The sequence below is a fragment of the Corynebacterium lemuris genome, assembly GCF_024919295.1.
Classification (GTDB): Bacteria; Actinomycetota; Actinomycetes; order Mycobacteriales; family Mycobacteriaceae; genus Corynebacterium; species Corynebacterium lemuris.
Window position 1 is genome coordinate 75,445 of sequence record NZ_JANWTC010000007.1, and the last position, 15,610, is coordinate 91,054.

A 15,610-nucleotide genomic window follows, 5' to 3' on the forward strand; every position below is an offset into this window, starting at 1 on the left:
GCAGTAGATTTTCTGGTATGGACCTCAAGCGCCTCAGCTCATCGCTGCTGTTCTGGGTGGTCGTCGCGATCATCCTGGGCATCATCTGCAGCCTCTTCTTCCCGGAATGGTTGGCCCGGGTTTTCATCACCTTCAACAGCCTCTTCGGCGGTTTCCTCGGATTCTTCGTCCCTGTACTCATCTTCGCCCTGATCACTCCCGCGATCGCGGGCCTGGGCCGGGGGGCCGGGAAGTGGTTGGCCATCACCACCGCCATCGCCTACGCCTCGACGATCCTGTCGGGTCTGCTCGGTTACGCGGTCGCGGTCGGTCTCTTCCCCAGCCTGCTGGCGGGGCAGACAGTGAACACCGTCGAGGAGTCGGAGTCGGCCCTCACCAGCTACTTCTCCATCGAGATGCCGCCACCCTTCGAGATCATGACCGCCCTGCTGCTGGCCTTCTGCCTGGGTGTGGCCATGACGGTGGTCAAGTCCGACACCATGTACGCGCTCAGCCGGGATCTGGAGCGGGTGGTCATGAAGGTGATCTCCGCCTTCGTCATACCGCTGCTGCCGGTGTTCATCTTCGGCATGTTCCTCTCCCTGGGCATGGACGGCAACCTCGGCGCGACGATGGTGGCCTTCGGCAAGGTGATCGTGGTCGCCGTGGTCATGACCTTCATCTTCCTTGCCGTGCTCTTCGGGGTTGCGGGTGCCGTCGCGAAGGTGAACCCCTTCGTGGCCTTCAAGAACATGCTGCCCGCCTACGCCACCGCGCTGGGCACCTCCTCCTCCGCCGCGACGATCCCGGTCAGCTACAAGTCCACCCTGCGCAACCGGGTCGACCCCAACGTCGCCGGTTTCGTCATCCCGCTGTGCGCGACCATCCATCTCGGCGGCTCGATGATGAAGATCGTCCTCTTCGCCTTCGCCATCGTCCAGATGGCCGGCATCGAGGTCTCCCCGGGCATGGCCATCGGCTTCCTGCTCATGCTCGGCGTGACCATGATCGCGGCCCCCGGTGTGCCGGGTGGGGCCATCATGGCCGCCGTCGGTCTGCTCTCCTCCATGCTGGGCTTCACCGACGCCCAGGTGGCGCTGATGATCGCCGCCTACATCGCCATCGACTCCTTCGGCACCGCCGCCAACGTCACCGGTGACGGCGCGATCGCGCTGATCATCAACCGCTTCGCCAAGGGCAAGATCAACAAGGTCCGTGAGGTCGAGACCGTCGAGCCTGAGCCCGTACAGTAGCTCTCCCCATACTCCTCCAGGACCGCGAGTTTCTCGCGGTCCTTTTCTTTGTTCGCCCTATTCCCCGCGGATCGTGCACCCGCTCGGGCCGTCCCAGCTCGGATAGATGGGCTGGACATCACCGGGGCCCGGCACCCGGAGCAGGTTGACCGAGGTGTAGAGCGCGGGTACGTCGGCGGTGTTCTCGATGGCCTGCAGTTTCACGGCGGCGTCGTGGAACTCCCGCAACCGCTCGGGATCGTGGTTCCACACCCGGTGGATCTGCTCGTCCATCTCGAAGATGAGCCAGTGCCCGTCCTGTCCGAGGACGGTGATCTGCTTGATCTCGCCGGGTTTTTTCCAGGACAGTCCGGCCTGGATCCAGTGGACGGCGTGGCCTGGCCGGTAGTTGGTGCAGCGGTGGTGCATGGGAGTTCTCCCCGTGATCGCATGTTTCCCGCACCGGTTCCTCCGGTGGGGCGGATCTTCCCTCGAGGGCACCGGTGGGCGATTCCACGGTTGCCAGTCAGCGTGTCGGGGGGCTTGTCGCTGAGCTTCTGGATCCTGGGGACACGATAGCACAGATCTAGACCAAGCTGTCTGAAGGGGGAGGGCGCTACCCTGACCGGTATGGAGAATTTCGTGCGCGTCGCAGCCGTGGAGGACCTCTCCCCCGGCTCCACCCTGCGGCTGGTGGATTTCGATCCGCCCGTCACCCTCGTCCGTGATCTCGGTGGTGACTTTCACGCCCTCGACGATGCCTGCCCCCACGTCGGTGCCTCCCTCGTGCGGGGTGTCATCCACGAGGACGCTGTCATCGAGTGCCCCCTCCACCACGGCCTGTGGTGCCTGCGGACGGGTGAGCCGAGGAAGTATCCGGCGCGGGTCCCGGCCACCGTCCACCGCGTGGAGGTGCGCGACGGGGGCGTCTGGTTGTCCGCCTGAGACAGGAACGCACCCCGCCGCTCCGGGAAACGGATCAGCGGGGCGCGCGTGCAGCGGGGGTGGGTTAGTTCTTCGTCTCCACCTTTTCACCCGCGAAGATCGGGGCGAAGAAGTCGGCCAGTGCCTGGGTGTCGGTCAGCGGCAGGACCGTGGCCACGTACTGGTCGGGGCGGACCACGACCACGGCGCCGTCGCGGCTGATACCGCGTGCCTCGAAGATGTCCTCCTCCGGGAGCGCGGACCAGACGTTCTCGAGGTCCTTCAGCCTGTGCGGACCGACCTTCGGCAGGAAGGCCTCGGGGGCGTCGGTGACCTCGAAGTCGTGGTGGTGCTGCTGGTAGATGACCTTGACGTCGAACCAGGCGTTCTCGTCTCCGTCAGCCGGGGTGTAGGCGCGGACCGGGGACTCCGGGGAGTTGAGCCACTCAGCCCAGTCGGTCAGCTTCGAGGGCTGTCCTGCGGCCGGGGTGTCGGCGAAGGCGTAGATGCGCCAGCGGCCGTCGGCGATATGCTCGTGGCCGATGTGGAGGTCGTGGGCGTCGCAGCGGCGCATCGCGCGGTAGGACTTGAAGCGGCGGCCGACGGGGAAACCGGTGGCCAGGTCCTGGTACCTGGTGGTGCCGGTGATGAGGTTGTCCGAGTACTCGGTGAGGAAACCGGCGGCGAACTCCTCGGCCTCGACGTAGAACCTGGCGATGTCGTCCGGGTTCTCCAGCTGGTCGAGCGGGGTGGCCATGAGGGTCGACCACTCCTTGTCGAAGTTGATCAGGTTCTCGGCGGCCGGCTGACGCTCACCGTGGTAGGTGTTCAGCAGGTCGACGGGGGCCCGGCCGTCGACGACGTGGCCGAGCTTCCAGCCGATGTTGAAGCCGTCCTGCATGGAGACGTTCATGCCCTGGCCGGCCTTGGCGGAGTGGGTGTGGCAGGCGTCGCCGGTGAGGAAGACGCGCGGGTGGCCCTCGTCGCCGTCGACGTCATCGAAGGCGTCGACGAGGCGGTGGCCGACCTCGTAGATGGAGTGCCAGGCGACATCCTTGACGTCCACGTAGTACGGGTGGAGGATGTCATTCGCCTTCTTGATCACCGTCTCCAGCGGGGTCTTGCGGACAGTGCCGTGGTCGCCCTCCGGGACCATGCCGAGGTCGACGTACATGCGGAAGAGGTAGCCGCCCTCACGCGGGATGTGGAGGATGGAGCCGGCCTTGGAGTGGATGGCGCACTTGGTGCGGATGTCCGGGAAGTCACTGTCGGCGAGTACGTCCATGACGCCCCAGGCCTGGTTCTGCTGGTCGCCCTCGAGGTGGCGGCCGATGGAGTCGCGGACGCGGGAACGGCCGCCGTCGCTGCCGACGACGTACTTGGCGCGGACGGTGCGGATCTCCTCCGGCTGGCCCGGGACGACGCGCTTCAGCTGCACGGCGACGGGGTACTCGCCTTCACCGGTGACCTGCAGGTCGATGAATTCCCAGCCGTAGTCCGGTACCAGGCGGGACGGGGAACGCTCGGCGAACTCGGCGAAGTAGTCCAGCACGCGGGCCTGGTTGACGATCAGGTGGGGGAACTCGGAGATCCCGAACTCATCGTCGAGGGGACGGTCGGTGCGGATGATGTTCTCGGGTTGCTCCGGGTCCTGGTTCCAGAAGGACATCTCGGTGATGCGGTAGGCCTCGTCGATGATCTCGTTGGCGAAGCCGAAGGCCTGGAAGGTCTCCACGGAACGGGACTGGATGCCGTCCGCCTGCCCCAGCTCGAGGCGGCGGGGGCGGCGCTCGATGATGCGGGTGTGGACGTCGGGGAACATGGACAGCTGGGCGGCGGCGATCATGCCGGCCGGACCGGAGCCGACGATGAGCACGTCCATCTCGTCCGGCAACTCCTCGGGACGGTTGAGGCCGATGCCTGCGGCAGGGAGCTGGCGGGGGTTTTCAGAGACGTATCCGTAGTGGTGGAACTGCATGGTGACCTCCTGGGGTGGGGCGAAGGGACGAGGGGCAACCGTTGCTCACTGAACGGACGCTGTCCCGGCTTTTATGTGATGGGGAACAATGTGTAAATGAAATATGATCCAGATCATCTGTTGAGATGGATCATATATGAAATTGCTCTATTTGGCAGAGATCTTCTCGGCCCGGTTCTTGCCGAAGGTGAAATGCCCGGTCGACTGGATCTGCTCGTGGTCCGGCCCCAGCGGGATTCCGGTGCGGTCACGCAGCAGGATGGCGGCGATCAGGCCGATGGTGACCATGGCCAGCAGGTAGATGGTGACGGAGGTGGTGGTGCCGGTGGCCTCAACCAGGGCCGCGGCGATGGAGGGGGCGAAGGCGCCGCCGACGATGGAGCCGATCGCGTAGGTGATGGAGACCCCGGAGAAGCGGATCGAGGCCGGGAAGAGCTCCGCGTAGGTGGCGGCCTGCTGGCCGTAGGTGAGTCCGAGGCCGACGGTCAGCAGGATGAGGGCGACATACAGGATCGCGAGGCTACCTGTGTTGACCAGCGGGAACAGGGCTGCAGCTCCGATGCCCAGTGAGATGTAGCCGATCAGGTAGGTGTTGCGGCGGCCGATATGGTCGGAGACCCAGCCGGCGAGGAGGGTGAAGAACATCCAGGTGGCGGCGGAGAAGGTGACGGCCAGCAGCACCGGTCCGCGCTCCATGGCCAGGCCCTCCGGGTTGGTGGCGTAGTTCTGGATGTAGCCGCCGGTGGTCATGTAGCCCACGGTGTTCTGGCCGGCGAAGAGCAGGGCGGCGATGATGACCAGCGGGGTGTACTTGCCGAACAGCGTCTTGACGGGGTTCTCCGTGGTGCCCTTGCGCTGTGCGATCTCCGCGAACACCGGGGACTCGTCCACGCCCATGCGGATGAAGTAGCCGACGAGGACCAGCACGATCGACAGCAGGAACGGCACGCGCCAACCCCACTCGAGGAAGGCCTCGCCCGGGGCGACGACGTTCATGAGGGCGAGGATGCCGGAGGAGAGCAGCAGACCGGCGGGGACGCCGACCTGGGGGCCGGAACCGAAGAGTCCACGCTTGTTGTCCGGTGCGTGCTCGACGGCGAGAAGAACCGCGCCGCCCCACTCGCCACCAGCGGAGATGCCCTGGATGATGCGCAGCAGGATCAGCAGGATGGGGGCGAAGATGCCGACCGTCTCATAGGTCGGCAGGAGGCCGATGAGGGCGGTCGCGCCACCCATCGCGAAGAGGGTGACCATGAGGACCACGCGGCGGCCGTAGCGGTCGCCGAAGTGGCCGGCGAGGAATGCGCCGAGGGGGCGGAAGAGGAAGGACAGGCCCACGGTGAGGAAGGCCACGATGGTCGCGCCGCCGGTACCGAGCGGGCTGAACATGAGCTGGTTGAAGACCAGGCCTGCGGCGGCGGCGTAGAGGAAGTAGTCGTACCACTCGATGGCGGTGCCGATGGTGGTCGCGGCGACGACCCGACGTTGTTCCCGCCGTGCTGCGGCGGTCTTCTGGGGTGCGGTTGTGCTGGACAAGGTGACTCCCGGTTGATTGTGTGTGTCGCCATAGGTGTCTTCGCTATGTGAGTTGAAGCACTTGCAGGCTTGAGGGGAATGATATACGATCTAGTCACAATTGCAAGAGCGTTAACAACGAATCAGATAAAAAGGGGATCCCGTGGCACCTATTTCCGCGTTGCCAGTGCAGCCAGGCAAGGTCATCGCCGTCCACCTGGCTTTTGAATCGCGAGCCGCACAGCGTGGGCGCCGTCCGAAGCAGCCGTCCTACTTCATCAAGGCCACCAGTTCCCTTTCCCCCTCCGGGGCCGAGGTCGTGCGCCCCGAGGGGACCGAGCTGCTGGCCTTCGAGGGTGAGATCGCGCTCATCATCGGTGAGCCCGCCCGCAACGTCCCGCTCGAGCGGGCGTGGGACCATGTCTCCCACGTCACCGCCTCCAACGATCTGGGCATCTACGACTACCGCGCCCAGGACAAGGGCTCCAACACCCGCTCCAAGAGCCGCGACGGTTACACCCCGGTCGGCCCCGAGCTGATCGACGCCCGCGCCATCGACCCGAAGGCCCTGCGCCTGCGCACCTGGGTCAACGGTGAGCTTGTCCAGGAGGACGGCACCAGCGACGAGCAGCTGATCTTCCCGCTCGCCCAGTTCGTCGCCGACCTTTCCCAGCACATGACCCTGGAGACCGGTGACCTCATCCTCACCGGTACCCCGGCCGGCTCCACCGTCGTGCAGCCGGGTGACGTCATCGAGGTTGAGGTGGACGCCCCCACCGCGCCGGGCGCCCCCACCTCCGGGAAGCTGCGCACCCCCGTGGTCGCCGGCCCCGGCGACTTCGACGGGGCCGTCGGCATGCTGCCCAGCATCGATGACAAGCAGCGCGAGGAGGCCTGGGGTGACCGCGCGGCCGCCGGCCTGCCGGCGGATCCAGGAGCCATCAGCCCCCAGCTGCGCGCCAAGTTGGAGGCCGCACCCACCGCCGGCCTGTCCGCCCAGCTGCGCAACCGCGGCCTGAACCAGGTCGTCATCGAGGGCGTCTACCCGCAGACCCGCGGCACCAAGATGGTCGGCGTCGCCCGCACCCTGCGCTTCCTGCCGGAGCGCGAGGACCTGTTCAAGACCCACGGCGGTGGCTTCAACGCCCAGAAGCGGGCCTTCGACGCGGTGCAGCCGGGTGAGGTCCTCGTCATCGAGGCCCGCCGCCAGTCCGAGTCCGGCACCATGGGTGACATCCTGGCCCTGCGCGCCAAGTTCCGCGGCGCCGCCGGCGTGGTCACCGACGGTGGCGTCCGGGACTATGAGGAGGTCAAGGAGATCGGCCTGCCGGTCTTCACCCAGGGTGCACACCCGGCGGTTCTCGGCCGTCGTCACGTGCCGTGGGACCACGACCTGGCCATCGCCTGCGGCAACGCCACCGTGGTGCCGGGCGACATCATCGTCGGCGACGATGACGGCGTCATCGTCATCCCGCGTGACCTGGCCGAGGAGGTTGCCGATGCCGCCCTGGTCAAGGAACACGAGGACGGCTGGGTGGCCGAGCGCGTCGCCGAGGGCGGACCCCTCGACGGCCTGTTCCCGCCGACCGGTGCGAACAAGGAGGCCTACCAGGCCTATCTCGCCGAGAACCCGGTCGAGTTCCCGGCACCGGAGGAGGGGAGGAGTCATGACTGAGCCTGACCGGTTGAGCAAGGCCGAATACGCCTACGTCTGGCTGCGCGACCGCATCCGCAGCCGCGAGTATGAACCCGGCCACCGGCTGGTCCTCAGCCAGCTCGCCGCGGAGCTGGAGGTCAGCCCCGTCCCCGTCCGCGAGGCCATCCGGCAGCTTGAGGCCGAGGGCCTGGTCACCTACGAGCGCAACGTCGGAGCGCGGGTCTCCACCCTCAACCAGGACGCCTACTTCGAGACGATGGAGACCGTCGCCCTCCTCGAGGGCCGCGCCACCGCACTGTCCATCCCCCACCTCGGGCCGGCGCAGATAGCCAAGGCCCGGGAGCTCAACGAGAAGATGGAGGCCACCCTCCAGGATTTCGACCCGAAGGCCTTCACCGAACTCAACCGCAAATTCCACCGGACCCTGTTCGGGGCGTGCCCGAACAAACGACTGCTGGAACTGCTCTACGCGGAGTGGGAGCGCCTGGACTACTTCCGGGACTCCACCTTCCGGTTCATCCCCCAGCGGGCCCCCTCCTCGGTCGCCGAGCACTTCCAGCTCGTCGGGCTCATCGAGGCCGGGGCGGACCCCGGTTACGTGGAGCAGAAGGCCAGGGACCACCGCCTGGCCACCAGCACCACCTACCGCAACATCATCGCATCCACCGACTCCCCTTCCACCGCACACGACTAGGAGCCACCCCATGGTGAACAACGACGCCGCCAAGCCCAACGACCTGCCCGAGAAGATCCGCCACTACATCAACGGCGAGTTCGTCGACTCCGTCGACGGTGACGAGTTCGATGTCCTGGACCCGGTCACCAACGAGAACTACATCAGGGCCGCCTCCGGCAAACCCGCCGACATCGACGCCGCCGTCGCCGCCGCCAAGGAGGCCTTCGACAACGGCCCGTGGCGCCACATGCTCCCCCGCGAGCGCTCCCGTGTCCTGCACAGGATCGCCGACATCGTCGAGTCCCGGGAAGACACCCTCGCAGCCTGGGAGTCCTTCGACTCCGGCCTGCCGATCACCCAGGCCAAGGGCCAGGCACGTCGTGCCGCCGAGAACTTCCGCTTCTTCGCGGACCTCATCGTCGCCCAGGTCGATGACACCTACAAGGTGCCCGGCCGCCAGGTCAACTACGTCAACCGCAAGCCCATCGGCGTCGCCGGCCTGATCACCCCGTGGAACACCCCGTTCATGCTTGAGTCCTGGAAGCTCGCTCCGGCGATCGCCACCGGCAACAGCGTCGTCCTCAAGCCTGCCGAGTTCACCCCGCTGTCCGCACAGCTGTGGGCCGGCATCTTCGAGGAGGCAGGCCTGCCCAAGGGTGTGTTCAACCTGGTCAACGGCTTCGGCGAGGAGGGTTACGCCGGCGACCCGCTGGTCAAGCACCCGGACGTCCCGCTGATCTCCTTCACCGGTGAGTCCCGCACCGGGCAGATCATCTTCGGCAACGCCGCCCCGTACCTCAAGGGCCTGTCCATGGAACTCGGCGGCAAGTCCCCGGCCGTCGTCTTCGAGGACGCCGACCTCGAGGCCGCCATCAACGCCACCGTCTTCGGTGTCTTCTCCCTCAACGGCGAGCGGTGCACCGCCGGCGCCCGCATCCTGGTCCAGCGCAGCGTCTACGACGAGTTTGTCGAGCGTTACGCCGCCCAGGCCAAGCGCGTCAAGGTCGGCCTGCCGTCCGACCCGGCCACCGAGGTCGGTGCCCTGGTCCACCCGGAGCACTACGACAAGGTCGTCTCCTACGTCGAGATCGGCAAGTCCGAGGGCCGCCTCGTCGCCGGCGGCGAACGCCCGGAGGGCTTCCCGGAGGGCAACTTCATCCAGCCGACCGTCTTCGTCGACGTCGACCCCTCCGCCCGCATCTTCCAGGAGGAGATCTTCGGCCCCGTCGTCGCCATCACCCCCTTCGACACCGAGGAGGAGGCACTCGAGCTGGCGAACAACACCCGCTACGGCCTGGCCGCCTACATCTGGACCTCCGACCTCAAGCGCGCCCACAACTTCGCGCAGAACGTCGAGGCCGGCATGGTCTGGCTGAACTCCAACAACGTCCGGGACCTGCGTACCCCCTTCGGCGGCGTCAAGGCCTCGGGTCTGGGCCACGAGGGCGGCTACCGCTCCATCGACTTCTACACCGACCAGCAGGCCGTCCACATCAACCTCGGCGAGGTCCACAACCCGGTCTTCGGCAAGGCCGAGGACGCCGAGAAGATCGACGGATAAACCCACCGCGGCGTCGAGAAGCACCACCCCACACCCCGAAAGGAACCCCACCATGTCCGAGAACATCACCGCCCCCGACATCCTGCGCTGCGCCTACATGGAGATCGTCGTCACCGACCTCGCGGCCTCCCGCAGGTTCTACGTCGACACCCTGGGCCTCGTCGTCACCAAGGAGACCGAGGACCGCATCTACCTGCGCACCTTCGAGGAGTTCATCCACCACAACCTGGTGCTGACCAAGGGCCCCGAAGCCGCAGTCGCCGCCTTCAGCTACCGCGTCCGCTCCCCCGAGGACCTCGACCGCGCCGAGGAGTTCTACAGGGCCCGCGGCTGCGAGGTCCGCCGCAACAGGGACGGCTACGTCGACGGCATCGGCGACTCCGTCCGCGTCCAGGACCCGCTGGGCTTCCCCTACGAGTTCTTCCACGAGGTCGAGCACGTCGAGCGTCTGGCCTGGGCCTACGACATCCACATCCCGGGCGCCCTGGTCCGCCTCGACCACTTCAACCAGATCACCCCGGACGTGCCCACCGCCGTCGGCTACATGACCGACCTGGGTTTCCGCACCACGGAGGACATCCGCGACGCCGAGGGCACCGTCTACGCCGCCTGGATGCGCCGCAAGGCGACCGTCCACGACACCGCCATGACCGGTGGCGACGGCCCGCGCATGCACCACATCGCCTTCGCCACCCACGAGAAGCACAACATCATCGCCATCTGCGACAAGCTGGGTGCCCTGCGTGAGTCCGACCGCATCGAGCGTGGCCCGGGCCGCCACGGCGTCTCCAACGCCTACTACCTCTACCTGCGTGACCCGGACGGCCACCGCGTCGAGATCTACACCCAGGACTACTACACCGGTGACCCGGACAACCCGGTCGTCAGCTGGGACGTCCACGACAACCAGCGCCGCGACTGGTGGGGCACCCCGGTCGTCCCCTCCTGGTACCGCGACGGCTCCCGCGTCCTGGACCTCGACGGCAATGTGGTGCCGCTCGTCGAGCGCACCGACGCCTCCGAACTGGAGGAGACCATCGGCGCCGACGGCTTCTCCTACACCCGTGCAGATGAGGGCGAAGAGTCCATGCCGGAGTGGAAGCAGGGCGAGTACAAGCTCGGCCACTCCCTCTAAGCGGAACCTGACCACCACACACCAAGGAGAAGCGGAATATGTTGGACAAGGCGCAGATCACCGCCATCGCCGACGAGCTCGCGGAAGCGGACCGGACGCGGACGATGATCCCGCTGCTCACGCAGCGTTACCCGGAGATGACCGTGGAGGATTCCTACGCGGTCCAGAATGAGTGGATGCGACGGGGCGTGGCCGCCGGCCGCCGGCTCGTCGGACGCAAGATCGGCCTGACCTCCAAGGTCATGCAGGAGGCCACCGGCATCACGGAGCCTGATTACGGTGCCATCTTCGAGGACATGATCTTCGAGAACGGTTCCGTCATCGAACATGACCGCTTCTCCAGCGTGCGCATCGAGGTCGAGCTGGCCTTCGTGCTCAAGGATGAGCTCACCGGTCCGAACGTCACGATCTTCGATGTCCTGCGCGCCACCGAGTACGTCGTCCCGGCGCTGGAGATCCTCGACTCCCGCATCGAGATGGCCGGCCGCACCATCGTCGACACCATCAGCGACAACGCCGCGATGGGCGCCATGGTCTACGGCGGCAACCCCGTGGCCCCGGACGCAGTCGACCTGCGCTGGATCTCCGCGCTGCTCTACCGCAACGAGACCATCGAGGACACCGGCGTCGCCGCCGCGGTCCTCAACCACCCGGCGATGGGTGTGGCATGGTTGGCCAATAAGCTGCATGCCCACGACGACCACCTCTCGGCCGGCGACGTCATCCTCGCCGGATCCTTCACCAAGCCGATGTGGGTCCACCCCGGCGACACTGTCCACGCTGACTACGGAGATCTCGGAGCCATCACATGCCGATTCGTCTAGAACTTCCCCCGACCTTCCACCAGCTGATCCGCGAGCGCAAAGCCACCCAGGTGGGTCTGTGGGTGTGCTCGGGTTCCGCCACCGCCGCTGAGATCGTCGCCTCCTCCGGCTGCGACTGGGTGCTGGTCGACGGTGAGCACTCCCCCATCGGCCTGGAGTCCACCCTGGACATCCTGCGCGCCATGGGCGCTTACCCGGCGGTGCCAGTCGTGCGTGTGCCGGTCAACGACACCGCCCTGATCAAGCAGTTCCTGGACCTGGGCGCCCAGAACATCATGGTCCCCATGGTCCACACCGTCGAGGACGCGGAGCAGGCCGCCGCCGCCATGCACTACCCGCCGCGCGGTGTGCGCGGTGTCGGCAGCGCCCTGGCACGTTCCGCCCGCTGGAACCGCGTCGAAGGGTACCTGCAGAACGGCTCCGAACACGTCAGCCTGACCGTCCAGGTCGAGTCGGCGGAGTCCGCGACCAACGCCGAGGCCATCCTCGCGGTCGAGGGTGTCGACGCCGTCTTCATCGGCCCCTCCGACCTGGCCGCCTCCATGGGCCTGCTCGGGCAGCAGAACCACGAGGACGTGGTCAACCATGTCCTCAACACCATCAGGGCGGCGAACGCGGCCGGCAAGCCGGTCGGCGTCAACGCCTTCAACAACGAACAGGCCCAGCAGTACATCGACGCCGGCGCGGATTTCGTCGCCGTCGGCGCGGATGTCCAGCTGCTGGCCACCTCCACCGCCGCACTCGCCGAGAAGTTCGGCGCCTACAACACGAAGGGGTGACCGCCACATGACCGTCAACATTGAGGAACTGCTCGCGAAGGTGCCCACCGGTCTGCTGATCGGTGACAGCTGGCGCGACGCCAGCGCAGATGAGACCTTCACCGTCGAGAACCCCGCCACCGGGGAGACCATCGCCACCCTGGCCTCCGCCACCTCCGAGGACGCCATGGCCGCACTCGATGCCGCCTGCGCGGTGCAGGAGCAGTGGGCGCGGACGTCGGCACGCGAACGCTCCGACATCCTGCGCCGGGCGTTTGACCTGGTGCATGAGCGCGCCGAGGAATTCGCCACGCTGATGACCCTGGAGATGGGCAAGCCCATCGCCGAGGCCCGCGGCGAGGTCACCTACGGCGCGGAGTACCTGCGCTGGTTCTCCGAGGAGGCGGTGCGCGACTACGGCCGCTACGCCCCCACCCCGGAGGGCACCCTGCGGATGATCACCGTGCGCAAACCGGTCGGCCCGTGCCTGCTGATCACCCCGTGGAACTTCCCGCTGGCCATGGCCACCCGCAAGATCGCCCCGGCCGTGGCCGCCGGCTGCACCATGGTGCTCAAGCCGGCGAAACTCACGCCCTTGACCTCCCAGTACTTCGCGCAGACCATGCTCGATGCCGGCCTGCCGGCGGGCGTGCTCAACGTGGTGTCCTCCTCCAGCGCCTCCGGCATCTCCACACCGATCATGGCGGATCCGCGCCTGCGCAAGGTCTCCTTCACCGGCTCCACCCCGGTGGGCAAAACCCTGATGAAGGCCGCGGCCGACAACGTCCTGCGCACCTCCATGGAGCTCGGCGGCAACGCCCCGTTCCTGGTCTTCGCCGACGCCGACCTGGATGAGGCCGTCGAGGGCGCGATGGGCGCGAAGATGCGCAACATCGGCGAGGCCTGCACCGCCGCGAACCGGTTCATCGTCCACGAGTCCGTCGCCGAGGAGTTCGCGCAGAAGTTCGCCGAGCGCATCGCGGGCCTGACGGTGGGCAACGGCCTCGACGAGACGGTCACCGTCGGCCCGCTGGTCGAGGAGAAGGCCCGGGATTCCGTCGCCTCGCTTGTCGACGACGCCGTGGCCGCCGGCGCCCGTGCCGTGGCAGGCGGCAGGAAGGTCGAGGGCCCGGGCTATTTCTACGAGCCGACCGTCCTGATCGACGTGCCGGCTGACGCGCGTGTGGTGCAGGAGGAGATCTTCGGTCCCGTGGCCCCGGTGATCACCTTCTCCACGGAAGAAGAGGCCATCAGGCTGGCCAACTCCACCGAATACGGCCTGGCCTCCTACGTCTTCACCGGCGACCCGAACCGGATGTGGCGCCTGTCGGACGGCCTCGAGTTCGGCCTCATGGGCTTCAACTCGGGTGTCATCTCCAATGCCGCGGCGCCGTTCGGTGGCGTCAAGCAGTCGGGTCTGGGCCGGGAGGGTGGTGCCGAGGGTCTGGATGAGTACACCACCGTCCAGTACATCGGCATCCGCGACCCCTACAAGAAGTAGCCCCGGCCGGGAAAACCGGCCAGCTCGGGTTCGAGTGCGATGAACCCGCACTGCCGGCATCGTCCTGCCGGGTGGTCTCTTCCACCCCGCAGGCTCACTGCTCCCTCTCCTCCGGGTGCCGGGACAGTCTGGTCTTCAACGGACTGGTGGCTACCGCGATCCTGTCTTCCATCTTTCTCTCCACCCGGAAAAGGCCCCGGAACCTAACTAAAATGAACTGTCAGGCCGGGAGAAGGAGACATGAGGATGACACTGCTGCACCACGACACGCTGATCGTCCAACAGATGACGGGTTTCGTGTCAAACAATTTTGATGTCTATGACCCGGAGGGCACCGTGATCGCCCATGTCCAGACCGAAGGATCCCTGGGATCAAGACTGCTCAAGGGCAACCGCACCTTCACCGTTTCCGATGGCGACGGTGAGGCGGTACTCCTGGTGCGTGACCCCATGAACTTCGTCCGCGACACCTACGAGCTGGATGATCCGGACGGCACCGCCTTCGCCCATGTACGCAAACGCTTCACCTTCCTCAAGAAACGCATGGACATCGAACTGGCCTCCGGCGGTGTGATTGAACTGCACGGCAATTTCCTGGGCTTCGAATTCGAGTTCATGATGGGGGACCGTGTCCCTGCGCGGGTCACCCGCAAGTGGTCCGGTGCCGTCCGCGGTCTGCTGGGACGCAGCACCTACGCCCTGATCTTCGATCCGGAGGCGCCCGAAGAGGTACGCAAGGCGATCATCGGCGGGATGATCGCCCTCGACCTGATCCGGGCGAAGGAGAACAACAATTAGTTCTTCCGGGTCTTCCGTCAAGTACCGCATGCGGGGAATCCCCTATCCGCGCAGACGCGTAGGGACCCCAGGCACATGACCACCGGTCAGCTCCCGGAACTCCCCTGCCACGGTGCGGAAGTGCCGGGCGCGCCGGGTCAGGGTGCTGTCTTTCGGGACCGCGATGACGATGGCGTGCCCGGGGTGTTCCCCCTTCAGGGGCACGGGAACCACGCCGTCACCCCAGTGGGGTGGGGTGGTGCCGGGGATCTGCGAGATGAGCGTGTATCCGATGCCCTGGTGGACCATGGCGCGCACGTGGTCGAAATTGCTGGAGTGGTGCAGGATCCGGGGTTGCAGGCCCTGCCGTTCGAAGAGCTCGATGATCAGTTCCCGGGCCGGGGAGTTGTTGATCATGACGAACTGTTCGCTGCTGAGCTGGCTGAGGGCTACTGACTTTTCCCTCGCCAACCGGTGGCCGGCGGGCAGCAGGGCGTGGGGCAGTGGATCGGCCACGAGGCTGGTCTCCAGGGTCGGGGGCAGCCCCACGCTGTAGGTGATGGCCATCTCGATGCGGCCGCCCTCCAGGGCGTTGATCAGCCCGTCCTGGTTGGATTCGGTGATCTTGACCTGCACGCCGGGGAAGCGTTCCCGGTAGGCCGCCATGATCCGGGGCAGGTAGGCCGGGGCGATGGTGTCGAAGCAGCCGATGTTGAGGGTGCCGCGGTCCTCAGTCTGCAGGGTTCTGCTCAGCCACTCGAATTCGCTTGCGCTGCGCAGGGTGCGGCGGGCTGCGGGCAGCAGCTCCTCCCCCACCGGTGTGAGGGTCAGCCCCTTCCCGCGGCGGCGCAGGAACAGTGCGACCCCGATGATGGACTCCAATTCGGTCAGCGCCGAGGACATCGAGGACTGGTTGAGGTGAAGCACCTCGGCTGCTTTTGAGGTGGATCCCTCCTCGGCGGCGGTGACAAAATAGGCCAGTTGCCGGAGGGTGAAGTTGCTGAGCATGTGCCGCTACCTGTCTTAATGGATTTTAACGATGAAGTTGAGCGAAGAAAAGTGTTTGATTCCATATTGTGTCCCATGTCATCTT

The 15,610-nt window shown here is 66.5% G+C and carries 14 protein-coding genes and 1 riboswitch; of the genes, 10 read left to right on the forward strand and 4 right to left on the reverse strand.

Features of this window, described 5'->3' with window-relative positions; translation table 11 throughout:
* The first annotated feature begins 17 nt into the window (after positions 1-17).
* Positions 18-1,232, forward strand: a complete 1,215-nt coding sequence (locus tag NYP18_RS10285; RefSeq protein ID WP_259428096.1) for a dicarboxylate/amino acid:cation symporter — start codon at positions 18-20, stop codon at positions 1,230-1,232.
* Positions 1,233-1,289: 57 nt separating this feature from the next.
* On the opposite strand, the gene NYP18_RS10290 is transcribed toward NYP18_RS10285, so the two are convergent.
* Positions 1,290-1,640: a hypothetical protein gene (locus NYP18_RS10290; RefSeq protein ID WP_259428097.1), complete on the reverse strand. Its 351-nt coding sequence runs from the start codon at positions 1,638-1,640 to the stop codon at positions 1,290-1,292.
* A 16-nt stretch (positions 1,641-1,656) separates the two neighbouring features.
* Positions 1,657-1,775, reverse strand: a riboswitch (SAM riboswitch).
* Positions 1,776-1,841: 66 nt separating this feature from the next.
* Between NYP18_RS10290 and NYP18_RS10295 the strand changes: the two genes are divergently transcribed.
* Positions 1,842-2,156, forward strand: coding sequence for a Rieske 2Fe-2S domain-containing protein (locus NYP18_RS10295; protein ID WP_259428098.1), 315 nt, complete (start codon positions 1,842-1,844; stop codon positions 2,154-2,156).
* Between the two features lie 64 nt (positions 2,157-2,220).
* Here NYP18_RS10295 and NYP18_RS10300 read toward each other — a convergent pair whose 3' ends face one another.
* Together NYP18_RS10300 and NYP18_RS10305 are read right to left on the reverse strand one after the other, a co-directional pair.
* Positions 2,221-4,113 (reverse strand): FAD-dependent monooxygenase, encoded by a 1,893-nt coding sequence (locus NYP18_RS10300; protein ID WP_259428099.1) that lies wholly within the window; start codon positions 4,111-4,113, stop codon positions 2,221-2,223.
* 147 nt (positions 4,114-4,260) lie between these two features.
* Positions 4,261-5,649 carry an MFS transporter gene (locus NYP18_RS10305; RefSeq protein ID WP_259428100.1) on the reverse strand — a complete coding sequence of 463 codons (1,389 nt, stop codon included), beginning with the start codon at positions 5,647-5,649 and terminating at the stop codon, positions 4,261-4,263.
* Positions 5,650-5,791: 142 nt separating this feature from the next.
* Between NYP18_RS10305 and NYP18_RS10310 the strand changes: the two genes are divergently transcribed.
* From NYP18_RS10310 to NYP18_RS10345, 8 genes are all read left to right on the forward strand, one after another.
* A complete protein-coding gene (locus NYP18_RS10310; protein ID WP_259428101.1) occupies positions 5,792-7,303 on the forward strand; it encodes a fumarylacetoacetate hydrolase family protein in 1,512 nt (503 codons plus the stop codon).
* Positions 7,296-7,979, forward strand: coding sequence for a GntR family transcriptional regulator (locus tag NYP18_RS10315; RefSeq protein WP_259428102.1), 684 nt, complete (start codon positions 7,296-7,298; stop codon positions 7,977-7,979). The genes NYP18_RS10310 and NYP18_RS10315 overlap by 8 nt, the downstream gene beginning before the upstream one ends.
* A 10-nt stretch (positions 7,980-7,989) precedes the next feature.
* Positions 7,990-9,522 carry a 5-carboxymethyl-2-hydroxymuconate semialdehyde dehydrogenase gene (gene hpaE, locus NYP18_RS10320; protein ID WP_259428103.1) on the forward strand — a complete coding sequence of 511 codons (1,533 nt, stop codon included), beginning with the start codon at positions 7,990-7,992 and terminating at the stop codon, positions 9,520-9,522.
* A gap of 52 nt (positions 9,523-9,574) precedes the next feature.
* Positions 9,575-10,657 (forward strand): 3,4-dihydroxyphenylacetate 2,3-dioxygenase, encoded by a 1,083-nt coding sequence (gene hpaD, locus NYP18_RS10325; protein WP_259428104.1) that lies wholly within the window; start codon positions 9,575-9,577, stop codon positions 10,655-10,657.
* A gap of 38 nt (positions 10,658-10,695) precedes the next feature.
* Positions 10,696-11,481, forward strand: a complete 786-nt coding sequence (gene hpaH / locus NYP18_RS10330) for a 2-oxo-hept-4-ene-1,7-dioate hydratase (RefSeq protein ID WP_259428105.1) — start codon at positions 10,696-10,698, stop codon at positions 11,479-11,481.
* Complete coding sequence (locus tag NYP18_RS10335) at positions 11,466-12,260, forward strand: HpcH/HpaI aldolase family protein (protein ID WP_259428106.1); 795 nt, start codon at positions 11,466-11,468, stop codon at positions 12,258-12,260. Before hpaH ends, NYP18_RS10335 begins: the two co-directional genes overlap by 16 nt.
* Positions 12,261-12,267: 7 nt before the next feature.
* The gene (locus NYP18_RS10340; RefSeq protein WP_259428107.1) at positions 12,268-13,740 is read left to right on the forward strand and encodes an NAD-dependent succinate-semialdehyde dehydrogenase; all 1,473 of its coding nucleotides are present in this window, start codon (positions 12,268-12,270) and stop codon (positions 13,738-13,740) included.
* Positions 13,741-13,980: 240 nt separating this feature from the next.
* Positions 13,981-14,538 (forward strand): LURP-one-related/scramblase family protein, encoded by a 558-nt coding sequence (locus NYP18_RS10345; RefSeq protein ID WP_259428108.1) that lies wholly within the window; start codon positions 13,981-13,983, stop codon positions 14,536-14,538.
* 42 nt (positions 14,539-14,580) lie between these two features.
* On the opposite strand, the gene NYP18_RS10350 is transcribed toward NYP18_RS10345, so the two are convergent.
* Entirely contained in the window at positions 14,581-15,525 is a 945-nt protein-coding gene (locus tag NYP18_RS10350; protein ID WP_259428109.1) for a LysR substrate-binding domain-containing protein, read from the reverse strand.
* Positions 15,526-15,610 lie beyond the last annotated feature (85 nt).